Genomic DNA, 14,977 nt, shown 5'->3' with positions numbered 1-14,977 from the left:
TCCGTGAAGGCGGAATATCGCCGAACTTAAGCGTTTTTCACGATCAGGAAGACCCGTGCCGGGGCTCTGGCAGAAATGGAATGTACCACGTCAGCGGCGTACCGGGCGGTGTCCCCTTGTCTCAACTCGGACACAGCCGTGCCGGAGGTGACACGCACCGCACCTTCCAACACAGTCAACTGTTCCTGTGCACCGCGCGCATGCGGTTGGCTGTTCAGGGCACCGCCCTGATCGAGCTGGATATCATAAACCTCGTGGCCGCCAGCCTCTTCCGGTGGAGAAAGGATGCGGATTCGGCAGCGTTCGCCCATGTTGTCGATGCTGGGCACCTCGGAGTTTCTAAGGACTTCAATCTGGTCAGCAGTTTTGGAGTCCTCCAACAACCCGGCAAAATCCACCTGCAGAGCGCGCGTCAGATTCCACAAGGTCGAGATTGTGGGGCTGCTTTCACCCCGCTCGATCTGGCTGACCATGGAGCGCGATACACCACTGAGGTTCGCGACCGCTTCAAGGGACAGGCCTTGGGCCCGGCGCGCCTCTTTCAGGCGTGCGGGGAGGCGTGTCAGGATATCGTCCGTTTTGTCCGTCATGACGGAATTTCATGCGTGTTGTACATGCAATTGTCAATTCCGTCTGTGACGGGACGTCTCAGGCGACAGAGGGTTTCTGCGAGTGCATACTGCCGCCAACCTCAGGAGGAGTGATCCATGACCGATATCGTTATTCTGGATGGTGCGCGTACGGCCATCGGTACATTTGGTGGTGCGCTGGCCTCGACCGCGCCGATTGATCTGGCAACCGTCGCAACCGAAGCCGCGCTTGAACGGTCGGGTGTCGAGGGTGGGCAGATCGGGCACGTGGTGTTCGGTCATGTGATTAACACCGAGCCGCGCGACATGTACCTTTCGCGCGTTGCCGCGATGCAAGCGGGGATTCCGAACGGGACACCGGCGATGAACGTGAACCGTTTATGTGGATCGGGTGCGCAGGCGATCGTGTCGGCAATGCAATCCCTGATGCTGGGGGATGCTGACTTCGCCATCGCCGGGGGCGCCGAGAGCATGTCGCGCAGCCCCTATATCGTGCCGCAGGCTAGATGGGGGGCTAAGATGGGTGATGTCACCTCGCTCGACATGATGCTGGGCGCGCTGAATTGCCCGTTCGGAACCGGTCATATGGGCGTGACGGCTGAGAATGTGGCCGACGAACATCAGATCAGCCGTGAGCAGATGGATGCGTTTGCGATGAGCAGCCAGACACGAGCGGCGGCAGCGATCGAAGCCGGATACTTCGAAAGCCAGATCGTGCCTGTGCAGGTAAAGATCAAACGCGAGATGGTCGACTTCAAAGTGGATGAGCATCCAAAGGCCACAACCGCAAAAGCGCTGGCTGGCCTTCGCGCGGTGTTTAAGAAAGACGGGCGCGTCACGGCGGGCAATGCTTCGGGTATCAACGACGGGGCTGCGGCGATGGTCTTGGCGACGGCAGACGCGGCAGAAAAGGCCGGATTGAAGCCAAAGGCGCAGATTTTGGGATATGCCCATGCTGGCGTGCGCCCAGAGGTCATGGGGATCGGGCCGGTTCCGGCGGTGCAGAACCTGTTCAAGAAGACCGGATTGTCAGCGGCTGATTTCGATGTGATCGAAAGCAATGAGGCCTTTGCTGCGCAGGCGCTGGCCGTAAATCAAGAGCTTGGCTTGGACGCAACCAAGGTCAATCCGAATGGCGGCGCAATAGCTCTGGGGCATCCCGTCGGGGCAACCGGGGCAATCATAACCTTAAAAGCACTGTACGAGCTGGAGCGCATCGGCGGGTCCAAGGCGCTGATTACCATGTGTATAGGGGGCGGACAGGGGATTGCCATTGCCATCGAGCGGCTCTGATTGAAACCTTGTAGGGGGGCTGTCTGCCCCCCATCGCGCTTTTGGCGCGATCCCCCCGAAGATATTTAAAGCCAGATGAAGCAGGCGGATTGACGTCAGCCGAACGTCATAGCGGCAAGAGTGGCTGCTATTCCGGCGGCAGCACCAATGGCGGCAGGCAGCAGCATGGCAATTTTGCCGGATGTCTGTTGATCATCTTTCCCGGTTTGCGCCATTAGGGCGTTTTCGACAAGTGTTGGCAGGCGTGGGCCAAAACGGGCCAATACCATGGCCGTCTTGCCGAAGTCCCGCAAGGCCGCGCGGGGGCCTATGGACTGCTTGATATAGTCCTCGACGACGGGGCGGGCGACTTCCCAGATATTCATGTGATCGTCAAGTGATCGGGCGACGCCTTCCACGACCACCATTGTGCGTTGCAGAAGGATAAGTTCTGTCCGGGTCTCCATACCAAAGCGTTCGGTGACTTCGAAAAGGTAACTCAGAAGCCGACCCATTGAAATATGGGCGGCATCCATGCCGAAGATCGGCTCGCCCACCGCGCGCAGGGCGCGGGCGAATTCGTCCACGTCCTGATTGGCAGGAACATACCCTGCCTCGAAATGTACTTCGGCCACGCGCTTGTAATCGCGGCGGATGAAGCCAAAGAGAATCTCGGCATAGACCCGGCGTGTGTATTCGTCGATATGGCCCATGATGCCGTAATCATAGGCGATGATGTCCCCGTTCGCGGCAACCTTGAGGTTGCCCTGGTGCATGTCAGCATGGAAATAGCCATCACGCAGGGCGTGCAGCAGAAACAACCGCAGGACGCGTTCCGCCAGATCGCTGCGGTTGTGCCCTGCAGCATCCAAGGCGGTATTGTCGCCCAGCGGGATGCCATCGGCCCAGCTGAGCGTCATCACCCGGCGCGCGGAAAGGGACCACACCACGGGTGGCAACCAGAATCCGGCATCGTCCTTGGTGTTGGCGGCATATTCCGAGGCAGCGGCGCTTTCGAGGCGCAGGTCAAGCTCTCCTCGGACGACTCCGTCGAAATGCTCAATCACCTCCATGGGGCGCAGGCGGCGCGCGCCAGGTGCGAACAGATCGACGATTCGGGCGGCAAAATAGAAGGCGTCAACGTCCTTGCGGAAGGCACGTTCGATGCCCGGGCGCAGAACTTTGACCGCAACATCTTCCTGGGTGCTGACCAGCTTGGCCTTGTGGACCTGAGCGATCGACGCAGCGGCGATGGGCTCGCTGAACTCACTGAACATCTCGGAGACGGGCTGGCCCAATTCCTTTTCGACTTCTGCTATGGCCTCGGCCTTGGAGAATGGAGGCAATTTGTCTTGCAGCACGCGCAGCTGTTCGGCCAATTCGTCCCCGACCACGTCGGGACGGGTCGAAAGGATCTGTCCAAACTTGATATAGGCCGGACCAAGCGCCGTCAGGGCACGAGTCGCGGGTGGCATGTCGGGATCGCCCTTATACCCCAACCACTGGAAGGGTTTGCCCAGCGTATGCGCCAGGATGCGCAGCGCACGGGGGGCCTCGAACGCGTCCAGTACGACATTCATTGCGCCAGTGCGTTCCAAAGTGGCGCCTGTGCGGATCAGGCGAATGATGTTATGAGGGCCGCGCATCTAGATTTTCCAGCCGGAATGCAATGCGGCAATGCCCATGCTCAAGTTGCGATACTTGGCGTTTTCGAACCCAGCGGTCCGGACCATATTCAGGAATGTCTCTTGATCAGGAAAATTGCGGATCGATTCGACCAGGTACTGATAACTGTCGTAATCATTGGCGATCAGCTTTCCCATGCGGGGGATGACGTTGAAGCTGTAGAGGTCATACAGCTTTTGCAGCCCGTCATTGGGCAACTGGCTGAATTCCAGCACCATCAGGCGGCCGCCGGGTTTCAGCACGCGAAAGGCCTCATTCAGGGCCTCTTGCGGGCGGGTCACGTTCCGGATGCCGAACGAGATGGTGTAGACGTCGAAGGTGTTATCCTCGAACGGTAGAGACATTGCATCACCCACCACCCAGTTCAGGCTGTCGGACATCTGGTCCGCCTCGGCGCGTTGGCGTCCTTCGACCAGCATCGGTTCGGTCAGATCCAGAACAGTGGCGTGGCCGTGACCTGCGCGCTTGAGAAACCGGAATGAAATGTCCCCTGTGCCGCCAGCGACGTCCAGTAGCCGCTGGCCGGGACGCGGGGCGAGCCAATCCATCATCACATCCTTCCAGACCCGGTGAATGCCCATCGACATGACATCATTCATCACGTCATATTTTGAGGCGACCGAATTGAACACGCCCTGCACACGCCCGGCCTTATCGGCCTCGCGTACGGTTTCGAACCCAAAATGAGTGGTCTTGTCACTGTTATCGGACATTTGCCTTGCCGTTCGTCGAATTTCGCCTCTGTTATAAGGCCATAAGAGGTGGGCACAATGCGGCCCTTTGGAATAGGAGCCATGTAATGCCCGAATTGCCCGAGGTCGAGACAGTAAGACGCGGCCTGTGTCCAGCGATGGAGGGCGTAGTGATCGAGCGGGCGGAAGTGAATCGACCCGATTTACGCTGGCCGTTCCCGGATCGCATGGCAAAGCGTCTGACGGGACAGCGGGTAGACCGGCTGCGACGGAGGTCGAAATACATCCTTGCCGATTTGAGCAGTGGTGAGACGTTGCTGATTCACCTGGGCATGTCCGGACGGATGACGGTCTCGGGTGATCCGCTGGGTCAATTCGTGCATGACCATCCAGCGAAGCAAAAACACGACCACGTCATCTTTCACATGGCCAATGGCGCGCGCATCACGTTCAACGACCCGCGCCGATTCGGGGCGATGGACCTGTTGTCGACAGCAACGGCTGAAGATCACAAGCTGCTGACGGTTCTTGGGCCTGAACCACTGGGCAATGATTTTCACGAGCAGCACCTGATCGATGCGTTCAAAGGTAAGAACACCCCGGTCAAATCGGCGCTTTTGGATCAGGGAATCGTTGCCGGTTTGGGAAATATCTATGTCTGCGAGGCTCTTTATCGCGGCAAGGTGTCGCCACGTCGCAAAGCCGGGCAGATTTCTGTGCCGCGTATCGCCGCGCTGGTGCCGATCATTCGGCAGGTGTTGCAAGAGGCCATTGAGGCGGGTGGTTCATCCCTGCGCGATTTCCGCCAAGCCGATGGAGAACTTGGGTATTTTCAGCACAGCTTTGATGTCTACGGACGCGAGGGCGAGCCCTGCAGGACCGAAGGGTGTGGCGGTGAAATCAAGAGAATCACCCAGTCCGGTCGCTCATCCTTCTATTGTGCGCAATGCCAAAGATAGCTTGATCCAGCGAAACCGCGTGATAAGGAATCGTATCTGAACGGAACAACCGGAAGCTTACACCTCATGGCTTTTGAGACGATCATCGTCGAAATCGAAGACCACGTCGCCCTTATCAAGCTCAATAGACCCGACGCGATGAATGCACTGAACACCCAATTGCTGGGTGAATTGTGCGACGCGCTGGAAGATGCGGACGGCAATGACAAGGTGCGTTGCATCGTCATCACCGGCTCGGACAAGGCTTTTGCTGCGGGCGCGGACATCAAAGAGATGTCCGAGATGACTTATGTCGATGTGTTCAACATCAACCTGTTTGCGGATGCAAATGACCGGATCACGGCCATTCGCAAACCGATCATCGCTGCTGTTTGCGGATACGCGCTGGGCGGTGGGTGTGAACTGGCGATGCTGTGCGATTTTATTATCGCCGCTGATACGGCCAAGTTTGGCCAACCCGAGATCAATCTGGGTGTCATTGCCGGGCTGGGTGGCAGCCAGCGCCTGACCCGCTTTGTCGGAAAGTCCAAATCGATGGACATGAACCTGACAGGTCGGTTCATGGACGCCGAAGAAGCTGAGCGTGCCGGACTGGTCAGCCGGGTTGTGCCAGCCAAAAAGCTGATCGAAGAAGCAACAAGTGCAGCGCAGAAGATTGCTGAGAAATCACAGATCACGGCGATCGCGGCCAAAGAAGCTGTGAACCGCAGCTACGAGTTGCCGCTGAGCGAAGGCATGCTGTTTGAGCGCCGGGTTTTCCATTCGATGTTTGCGACGGAAGACCAGAAAGAAGGCATGGCGGCATTTCTGGAAAAACGCGCGGCGCAATTCCGCGACAAGTAAAGCGCGAAACGTGTCGTAAGATGGGCGGGCAAGTCCCGCCCTTTTTCGTGCCGCGAACCGAATGCGAGAATCAGCTTGGCAAAGTCCGAAAACTTAGTTAGAGACCGCCGTCATACATGCGCGTGCGGCCCGCTCTGGCCCGATTCACATTCGTGATCTCGATCTGGTGCGGATAATCCCGTGGCGCGCAACCCTAGATAAACGTACCGAACAAAGGTCAGAGACACATGGCTAACTCGCCCCAGGCAAAAAAACGCGCGCGTCAGAACGAAAAGCGCTTCGCTGTTAACAAAGCACGTCGTTCGCGCATTCGCACCTATCTGCGCAAAGTTGAAGAAGCAATCGAATCCGGTGACAAGGACGCGGCCACCGCAGCCCTGCGCGCCGCTCAGCCTGAGTTGATGCGCGGCGTCACCAAGGGTGTCTTCCACAAGAACACAGCGTCTCGCAAAATGTCGCGCCTGTCGGCGCGCGTCAAAGCGCTGGGCTGATTCTTCGGGAAAACGCGTCAAGCGTTGATTTGCTAAAAAGGCGTCGCGTACTGCGGCGCCTTTTTCATTGTTGCCGGAAAGCCGCGCCTTCACGAACCCGAGAGATTCTTTCGGCCAGAACCCCGAGTCAATATCAGAGTTTCGTTGCCCGAACCCTTGGGCTCTTGCTACGACTTAGTCAGCGATTCACTCGCTTGGGGGGACAGGCTGTTCCTGAGATCTGACTGACGGGCATCAGCAGGGTTCAGGGGCGAATGTTCGAAAGCCGGCTTCGGTCGGATCGACGATCTGCTCATGGTCTCGGATTTTCCGATGATCTTGGCCCTGTCGAAAAATTGGATTGTGACGCGCCACCCGGTTTTCTGGGTCGTTCCGGCCATGGGACAACATGGTTTCGGATTGCGCTGATCTTATAGTACCCGCCAGATTCTGGGATCGGGCGCAGGGTATCCTTGTGGGTGGACGCAATACAACCGGGGAACCGGACTATTTTTGATAAGGCCGTCAGGCCAATAAAGAATGGGATGCGTGAGGCGCCGAATGACACAAGAGAAATGGGGACAACTGCGGAACAAGTTGATGAAGGCTGTTGGAAAGAACAACTTCACGACCTGGATCGAACCTTTGGAGTTTCAGGAGTTGCAGGACGGGGTGGCGGTATTTTCTGTGCCAACCAACTTTATGGGCAACTACGTAAGTCAGAATTTTGCCGACCTTATTCTTTATGAATTGAACACCGCTGGTGAACCTGTAAAACGCCTGGCCTTCCGCACCGCAGCCAATTCTCCGGCGCGTCCTGCGCAGACCGAGGCGCCAAAACCCCAGATTGCGACACAGCCTGTTATGACCGAAGCAAAACATGATGCGCTTGACGCGCTACAGGCCGCGCCGCTGGATGCGCGGTTCACATTTGACAGTTTCGTTGTCGGCAAGCCAAACGAGTTGGCCCATGCCGCTGCGCGCCGTGTTTCTGAAGGCGGGCCGGTAACCTTCAATCCCTTGGTTCTATATGGTGGTGTTGGTCTTGGTAAGACTCACCTGATGCATGCGATTGCGTGGGAGTTGAAGACCAAACATCCCGAGTTGAACGTGCTTTATCTGTCGGCAGAACAATTCATGTACCGCTTCGTGCAGGCCCTGCGGGAACGCCGCATGATGGATTTCAAGCACCTGTTCCGTTCGGTTGACGTTCTGATGGTGGATGACGTGCAGTTTATCGCAGGCAAGGATTCGACGCAGGAAGAGTTCTTTCATACCTTCAACGCTCTGGTCGATCAAAACAAACAGATCATTATTTCGGCGGATCGTGCACCGGGTGAGATCAAGGATCTTGAAGATCGTGTAAAATCGCGCCTGCAATGCGGTCTTGTGGTTGACCTGCACCCCACCGATTACGAGCTGCGGCTGGGCATCCTACAGACCAAGGTTCAGCAGTATAGCTCCACCTATCCTGATCTGACAATCTCGGATGGGGTTCTGGAATTCCTCGCTCATCGTATTTCGACCAACGTGCGTGTGCTGGAAGGCGCGCTGACCCGGCTCTTTGCCTTTGCCTCGCTAGTCGGGCGCGAGATCGACATGGAGCTGACGCAGGATTGTCTGGCCGATGTGCTGCGTGCGTCCGAGCGTAAGATCACCGTCGAAGAGATCCAGCGCAAAGTCTCGGAATACTACAACATTCGCCTCAGCGACATCATTGGCCCAAAGCGGCTGCGGTCCTATGCCCGCCCGCGGCAGGTGGCGATGTATCTGTGCAAGCAATTGACCAGCCGGTCCCTGCCTGAGATTGGCCGCCGCTTTGGTGGGCGTGACCACACCACGGTCATGCATGGGGTCAAACGCATCGAAGAATTGAAACTGACCGATGGTCAGATTGCAGAAGATGTCGAGATGCTGCGCCGGGCCTTGGAAGCCTAAGCCAAGTTTGCTTTAGAAATGCCCCGTGTCCGCCTGGCCGGGGCATTTTCATGTGCGCAATAATCCACGATTTCGGGCGAACTGGCGAAGGGTTGGCCTGCGGGCCTTGACGGTTCGAATAAACCAACCCAGAAAATCATAAAAAATCCTTGTGCCTCAGGGCTGAACCGCTAACTTGCCAGTCCCGCCCATGTAGCACTCAAGTCAGAGGAACTGAGGGTATGAAGATCAGCATCGAACGCGGCACGCTTCTCAAGGCCGTTTCGCAGGCCCAATCCGTTGTGGAACGTCGCAACACCATTCCGATCCTGGCCAATGTGCTGATCGAAGCCGAAGGGGATCAGGCGCAGTTTCGTGCGACTGATCTGGATATCGAGGTTGTCGACAAAGCCCCGGCACAGGTTGAGAAGGCGGGTGCGACGACCGTTGCAGCCACCACCTTGCACGAGATTGTTCGCAAGCTCCCTGACGGGGCGCTAGTGACGTTGACCGCCGACAGCGCGGCTGGGCGACTGACTGTTGAAGCTGGCCGGTCGAATTTTTCGTTGGCAACGCTGCCGAAAGAAGATTTCCCGGTCATGGCGTCCTCAGAATACCATTCGAATTTCACCGCGTCGGCGGCGTTGCTGCGCCGGTTGTTCGACAAATCGAAATTCGCGATTTCGACTGAAGAGACACGGTATTATCTGAACGGCGTTTACATGCACGTGGCGGACGGCTCTGAGGGCGGCAAGGTGCTGCGCTGCGTGGCCACCGACGGGCACCGTTTGGCGCGCATTGATGCGGATTTGCCTGATGGTGCGGCGGATATGCCCGGCGTAATCGTGCCGCGCAAGACCGTTGGCGAACTGCGCAAACTGCTGGACGATGATGAGATGGATATTGCTGTATCCGTCAGCGAAACCAAGGTGCGGTTCGCGACACCCGACATCACGCTGACCTCGAAGGTAATCGACGGGACGTTCCCGGATTACACCCGCGTCATCCCGCAAGGAAATACGCGCAAACTGGAAGTGGACGCCGCCGAGTTTGCACAGGCCGTGGATCGGGTAGCGACGGTTTCGTCGGAACGGTCCCGCGCGGTGAAACTGCAACTGGATGCGGATAAGCTGGTTCTTTCGGTGAATGCGCCGGATAGCGGTGCGGCAGAAGAAGAGCTTGCTGTTGCGTACGGGGATGAACGGCTTGAGATCGGCTTTAACGCAAAGTACCTGCTTGAAATCGCGTCTCAGGTGGATCGTGAAAATGCTGTGTTCATGTTCAACTCGGCAGGGGACCCGACTTTGATGCGGGAAGGCAATGACCAGAGCGCGGTTTATGTTGTCATGCCGATGCGCGTCTGATCGCGCTGACGCGCGATGCCTTCGGCGACCGTATTTTTGACAAGAAGAAGGGAGGGGTCATGAGATTGGCCCTGACCGAGCTTACCGTTTCGCATTTTCGGTCTCACAAGCTGGCGCAATTGTCCTTGGACGGGCGGCCGATTGCGATTCACGGCCCGAACGGGGCTGGAAAGACCAATATTCTTGAGGCTGTATCGCTGTTCTCTCCCGGGCGCGGGATGCGGAGGGCAAGTGCGGCCGAGATGACCCGGCGCCCTGAGGCGCTGGGCTGGAAACTGTCCGGGCTGTTGAACGTGCAGGGGCAGAATTATGAGATCGAAACATGGTCGGAAGACGGGGCTGCGCGTCAGGTTCGGATTGACGACAAAGCTTCAAATCAGATCGAGTTGGGCAAGCTGGCGCGGGTGGTCTGGCTGATCCCTTCAATGGACCGATTGTGGATTGAGGGGGCCGAGGGGCGACGTCGGTTCTTGGACCGGATAACGCTGAGTTTTGATCCGTCTCATGCTGAAGCCTCGTTGACGTATGAAAAGGCAATGCGCGAGCGTAACCGGCTGTTGAAAGAGCAGGTCCGGGACGCCCATTGGTATGCGGCATTGGAAGGTCAGATGGCCGAAATGGGGAGCCGCATCCATACCGCACGCCTTGCTGCGCTGGACCATCTGCGCGCGGCACAAAACCAGGCAGAAACGGCTTTTCCTTCGGCAGAGCTGGAACTGGTGCAAACTGAAGGCGCGATGCCAGAGACAGCGGGCGATCTGCGCGAGGCGCTGAACGAAAGCCGGTTTCGGGATCTGGCTGCAGGGCGTACTCTGGTAGGGCCGCATCGGTCGGACCTGTATGGGGTTTTTGCAGCCAAAGGCGTTCCGGCCAAGGATTGTTCAACGGGCGAGCAGAAGGCGCTGCTGGTGTCCTTGATCCTGTCGAATGCACGGGCGTTGGCCGGGTTGGTGGGCGCGCCTCCGATTGTGTTGTTGGATGAGGTGGCCGCGCATTTGGATGCCGGACGGCGCGCCGCACTTTATGACGAGATCTGCGCACTGGGCGCTCAGGCCTGGATGACGGGCACCGGGCCTGAGCTGTTTGCGGAACTGGGGGATCGGGCCCAAACGCTGGTTGTCACCGACGGGGATGCGGGCTCGGTCGTGAGCGCTTAAGCGGGTTCGTTTACCTTACGCTCCCACAGAAAGCCGCGCATAACTTCGTCGACCGGAGTTTTGGCCATGTGGTTTATGTAGTTCGACATGGTTTTCTGCGCCAGACCAAGGACCACGTCCAGTACGGCACGGTGCGTGTAACCGGCATCAAAGAACGCCTGCAGCTGCTCCTGGCTTGGGTTGCCGCGGGTTTCCATCACTTGCAGCGTAAATGTGCGCAGCGCTTCGAGCTTGGCAGTCGGCAGTGGAGTTTCGTTGCGCAGGGCCTCGGTAATCTCGTCGGATACCTTCATCATCTTAGCGATACCGGTGTGTGCAGGTACGCAATAATGGCATTCATTTTCCACGTTGATGGTCTGCCATACGACGGTTTTTTCGTCATTGTCGAAATCGGTTTGCAGGAACAGGCCATGCAGAACCTGATAGCCTTCAAGATGCTGAGGGCTTTCTGCCATGACCTTGTGCAACCCAGGCAGGCGGCCAAAGGCGGCTTGGGATTTTTCCAGCAGTGGTTTCGATCCTTCGGGGGCGGTTTCGAGGTCGTGGGAGGGGAAGTGTGCCATTTTGTAACTCCGGTTTTTGGTGTGACAGTTCGGAAATAGGGTTTATTGAGCGATCACTCAAGTATATATTTGAGCGAACATTCAAGAAATGGCGAAAGCAATGCCGAGAAAACCAGAATATGACCGGGATGCCCTAATTTTGCGTGCCAGAGATTTGTTCTGGCGCCAGGGCTGGGCGGGGACGTCTCTGAAAGACCTTGAGCGTGAGCTAAAGTTGAAGCCCGGCAGCTTTTATGCGGCCTTTGGTTCCAAGGATGCGCTTTATGCGCTGGCGTTGGAACGGTATGCGGCGGACGGCGTGACACGGATGACCGCGTTGGCGGATGACATCGGGCCCAAGGCGGCGTTGCAAACGCAGCCACGTCTGGTGGCGGAAGGGGCTGAAATGCCAACTAAAGCCTGCATGTTGGCAAAGACCTATGCGGAATTGCAGGCGAAAGATCACGAACTGGCTGATAGGGCATGCGCCCATCTCGCTGAGATGCGTGCGTGCTTTGCCGAACTTTTCCGCCGCTCGCAAGAGGCAGGCGAAATCGGGCAGGCGCATGACCCGGATCGGTTGGCCGCGCGGTATCAATCCGACCTTTTGGGGCTGCGTTTGTCGGCTGAACGCATTGACGTCGATGCCCTCGCAATCGCCGAGGATATCGCAGCTGACATCGACCGTCTCTGACCTGCACGAATTTGCTGAAACACACACAAAATATTGGGGGATTGCGTGACATTCCCCACCAGAGAACGTATAAGTTACGAAAATAATATAGGTACTGACTGAATGTCCGACGACGCACAGGCACCCCAGGAATACGGCGCTGATTCCATCAAAGTTCTCAAAGGCTTAGAGGCGGTTCGCAAGCGCCCCGGCATGTATATCGGAGACACGGATGATGGCTCAGGTCTGCACCACATGGTGTATGAGGTTGTGGACAATGGAATTGATGAGGCGCTGGCCGGTCACGCCGACCATGTGACCGTTAAGATTCACGCGGATTCCAGTGTCTCGGTCAGTGACAATGGACGTGGGATTCCCGTCGATATTCACCAGGAAGAGGGTGTCTCGGCCGCAGAAGTCATCATGACCCAACTACACGCCGGTGGTAAGTTTGACAGCAACTCATACAAGGTGTCTGGCGGTCTGCACGGAGTGGGCGTTTCGGTCGTGAACGCGTTGTCCGATTGGCTGGAATTGCGCATCTGGCGCGCAGGTAAAGAACATGTTGCGCGCTTTGAGGGCGGCGAGACGGCGGAGCATCTTAAAGTCGTAGGCGAATGCGGTGATCGCACCGGGACCGAAGTGCGGTTTCTGGCCTCGACCAGCACGTTCTCGAACCTTGAATACGTGTTTGAGACGCTGGAGAAGCGCTTGCGCGAGTTGGCCTTCCTGAATTCGGGTGTGCGGATCATCCTGATCGACGAACGCCCCGCCGAACGGCTGGAAACCGAGCTGTTTTATGAAGGCGGCGTCAAGGAATTCGTCAAATATCTGGATCGGTCGAAAACCCCGGCGATGCCAGAGCCGATCTATATCAAGGGTGAGCGCGACGAGATCGGTGTTGAGATCGCGATGTGGTGGAACGACAGCTACCACGAAACGGTGCTGCCCTTCACCAACAACATTCCACAACGGGATGGGGGTTCGCATGTGGCGGGCTTCAGGGGGGCACTGACCCGGACGATCAACAACTATGCGCAATCCAGCGGGATTGCTAAGAGGGAAAAGATAAGCTTCACCGGTGATGACGCGCGCGAGGGCTTGACTTGCGTGTTGTCGGTCAAGGTACCCGACCCGAAATTCTCGTCCCAGACCAAGGACAAGCTGGTGTCGTCCGAAGTCCGCCCGGCGGTCGAAGGTCTGATGAACGAGAAACTGGCCGAGTGGTTCGAGGAGAACCCGAATGAGGCCAAGAGTATTGTTGGCAAGATCATCGAGGCCGCTTTGGCGCGCGAGGCCGCGCGCAAGGCGCGCGAGTTGACCCGTCGCAAGACAGCGATGGACGTAAACTATTTGGCGGGGAAACTGAAAGATTGTTCCGAAAAAGATCCATCCAAAACCGAAGTTTTCCTGGTTGAGGGGGACTCGGCTGGTGGTTCTGCACAGACAGGGCGGGACAGGTTAACTCAGGCCGTTCTGCCCTTGCGTGGGAAAATCCTGAACGTGGAACGCGCGCGGTTTGACCGGATGCTGTCGTCGCAGGAGATCGGCAATCTCGTCATGGCATTGGGCACCGGTATTGGACGTGATGAATTCAACATCGAAAAGCTGCGCTACCACAAGATTGTCATCATGACTGACGCCGACGTGGACGGCGCGCATATCCGGACCCTGCTGTTGACCTTCTTCTACCGGCAGATGCCGGAGTTGATCGAGGGTGGGTATCTCTATATCGCGCAGCCGCCGCTCTATAAGGTGTCGCGCGGCAAGTCCGAAGTATATCTAAAAGATCAGTCAGCGCTTGATGATTACCTGATCAATCAGGGCGTTGAGGGCGCGATTCTGAAGCTTGGGACCGGTGAAGAGATCATTGGCCAGGATCTGACGCGCGTGGTTGATGAGGCGCGGCAACTGAAGCGTGTTCTGGATGCCTTCCCGACCCACTACCCCCGGCACATCCTTGAACAAGCCGCCGTCGCTGGCGCGTTTGTGCCCGGCGCAGTCGATGCTGACCTGCAAGGGGTGGCCGACAAGGTCGCTGCGCGCCTTGACCAAATAGCCTTGGAATACGAACGTGGCTGGCAGGGCAGGATCACGCAGGATCACGGTATCCGCCTGGCACGTATCTTGCGCGGCGTTGAAGAAGTCCGCACGCTGGACGGCCCGATGCTGCGCTCTGGCGAGGCCCGCAAGACCGGCAGCTTCACACAAAGCCTGCAAGAGATCTATAACACCCCGGCTACACTGATCCGCCGCGACCGCTTGCAGGCCATCCACGGGCCGCTGGATCTGCTGCGTGCCATTCTGGAAGAGGGCGAAAAGGGTCTGTCGCTTCAACGCTATAAGGGTCTGGGTGAGATGAATCCGGATCAGCTGTGGGAGACAACGCTGGACCCCGATGCACGGACATTATTGCAGGTTCGCGTTGATGACATGGTTGAGGCTGACGACCTGTTCACAAAACTGATGGGCGACGTCGTAGAGCCGCGCCGCGAGTTCATTCAAAAGAACGCGCTGAGCGTCGAGAATCTGGATTTTTGAATGTTTGAAGTTTTTGGATTTCCACCGCGTAGTTCCGGGACCCTTCTGCCAAAACGTGTGTGAATTGGCGTCACTCAACCTTTCTATAAAGTCGTCGTGAGCCAAGTCAGCCTGTTTCGAGCACTTTGATTCGCAGTCCCTTGCGGCCTGGTTGCAGTCCAAATCGCGCGCGCTATGAGCGTACAAACGTCTGAAATGGTAGCGTCAATAGATGCCCAGTCTCAAAGCCAACGCCAGAAACGCGATTACATGATGTGTAAAGAATATTTGA

The 14,977-nt window shown here is 57.3% G+C and carries 13 protein-coding genes; 9 read left to right on the top strand and 4 right to left on the bottom strand.

The window, feature by feature from the left end:
• Positions 1 to 26 precede the first annotated feature (26 nt).
• On the bottom strand, positions 27 to 590 hold the full coding sequence (locus Q1B46_RS09555; protein WP_299947376.1) for an XRE family transcriptional regulator: 564 nt from the start codon (positions 588 to 590) through the stop codon (positions 27 to 29).
• Between the two features lie 117 nt (positions 591 to 707).
• Here Q1B46_RS09555 and Q1B46_RS09550 point away from each other — a divergent pair, with 117 nt between their 5' ends.
• On the top strand, positions 708 to 1,883 hold the full coding sequence (locus Q1B46_RS09550) for an acetyl-CoA C-acyltransferase family protein (protein WP_299947372.1): 1,176 nt from the start codon (positions 708 to 710) through the stop codon (positions 1,881 to 1,883).
• 95 nt (positions 1,884 to 1,978) lie between these two features.
• Here the strand turns inward: Q1B46_RS09550 and ubiB are convergent, their stop codons facing one another.
• Both ubiB and ubiE read right to left on the bottom strand, forming a co-directional pair.
• Positions 1,979 to 3,508: a 2-polyprenylphenol 6-hydroxylase gene (gene ubiB, locus Q1B46_RS09545; protein ID WP_299947370.1), complete on the bottom strand. Its 1,530-nt coding sequence runs from the start codon at positions 3,506 to 3,508 to the stop codon at positions 1,979 to 1,981.
• The gene (ubiE, locus tag Q1B46_RS09540; RefSeq protein ID WP_299947367.1) at positions 3,509 to 4,261 is read right to left on the bottom strand and encodes a bifunctional demethylmenaquinone methyltransferase/2-methoxy-6-polyprenyl-1,4-benzoquinol methylase UbiE; all 753 of its coding nucleotides are present in this window, start codon (positions 4,259 to 4,261) and stop codon (positions 3,509 to 3,511) included.
• Positions 4,262 to 4,347: 86 nt separating this feature from the next.
• On the opposite strand from ubiE, the gene mutM reads away from it, so the two are divergent.
• From mutM to recF, 6 genes are all read left to right on the top strand, one after another.
• Positions 4,348 to 5,199 carry a bifunctional DNA-formamidopyrimidine glycosylase/DNA-(apurinic or apyrimidinic site) lyase gene (gene mutM, locus Q1B46_RS09535; protein WP_299947364.1) on the top strand — a complete coding sequence of 284 codons (852 nt, stop codon included), beginning with the start codon at positions 4,348 to 4,350 and terminating at the stop codon, positions 5,197 to 5,199.
• 66 nt (positions 5,200 to 5,265) lie between these two features.
• The gene (locus Q1B46_RS09530; protein ID WP_299947362.1) at positions 5,266 to 6,042 is read left to right on the top strand and encodes an enoyl-CoA hydratase; all 777 of its coding nucleotides are present in this window, start codon (positions 5,266 to 5,268) and stop codon (positions 6,040 to 6,042) included.
• Positions 6,043 to 6,269: 227 nt separating this feature from the next.
• Complete coding sequence (rpsT, locus tag Q1B46_RS09525; RefSeq protein ID WP_170463044.1) at positions 6,270 to 6,533, top strand: 30S ribosomal protein S20; 264 nt, start codon at positions 6,270 to 6,272, stop codon at positions 6,531 to 6,533.
• Between the two features lie 540 nt (positions 6,534 to 7,073).
• Positions 7,074 to 8,450, top strand: a complete 1,377-nt coding sequence (gene dnaA, locus Q1B46_RS09520; protein WP_299947352.1) for a chromosomal replication initiator protein DnaA — start codon at positions 7,074 to 7,076, stop codon at positions 8,448 to 8,450.
• A gap of 221 nt (positions 8,451 to 8,671) precedes the next feature.
• Positions 8,672 to 9,793 carry a DNA polymerase III subunit beta gene (gene dnaN / locus Q1B46_RS09515; protein WP_299947350.1) on the top strand — a complete coding sequence of 374 codons (1,122 nt, stop codon included), beginning with the start codon at positions 8,672 to 8,674 and terminating at the stop codon, positions 9,791 to 9,793.
• A 59-nt stretch (positions 9,794 to 9,852) separates the two neighbouring features.
• Positions 9,853 to 10,950 carry a DNA replication/repair protein RecF gene (recF, locus tag Q1B46_RS09510; protein WP_299947348.1) on the top strand — a complete coding sequence of 366 codons (1,098 nt, stop codon included), beginning with the start codon at positions 9,853 to 9,855 and terminating at the stop codon, positions 10,948 to 10,950.
• Here recF and Q1B46_RS09505 read toward each other — a convergent pair.
• Positions 10,947 to 11,513, bottom strand: coding sequence for a carboxymuconolactone decarboxylase family protein (locus Q1B46_RS09505; protein ID WP_299947346.1), 567 nt, complete (start codon positions 11,511 to 11,513; stop codon positions 10,947 to 10,949). The two genes, recF and Q1B46_RS09505, sit on opposite strands and share 4 nt — an antisense overlap.
• 100 nt (positions 11,514 to 11,613) lie before the next feature.
• Between Q1B46_RS09505 and Q1B46_RS09500 the strand changes: the two genes are divergently transcribed.
• Entirely contained in the window at positions 11,614 to 12,186 is a 573-nt protein-coding gene (locus Q1B46_RS09500; RefSeq protein WP_299947344.1) for a TetR/AcrR family transcriptional regulator, read from the top strand.
• A 102-nt stretch (positions 12,187 to 12,288) separates the two neighbouring features.
• Entirely contained in the window at positions 12,289 to 14,706 is a 2,418-nt protein-coding gene (gyrB, locus tag Q1B46_RS09495) for a DNA topoisomerase (ATP-hydrolyzing) subunit B (protein ID WP_299947341.1), read from the top strand.
• The last annotated feature ends 271 nt before the right edge of the window (positions 14,707 to 14,977 follow it).

The organism is uncultured Ruegeria sp., assembly GCF_947500045.1.
Taxonomy (GTDB): Bacteria; Pseudomonadota; Alphaproteobacteria; order Rhodobacterales; family Rhodobacteraceae; genus Ruegeria.
Note: the sequence above shows the minus strand (reverse complement) of the source record. Positions and strands in the feature narration are given on the sequence as shown.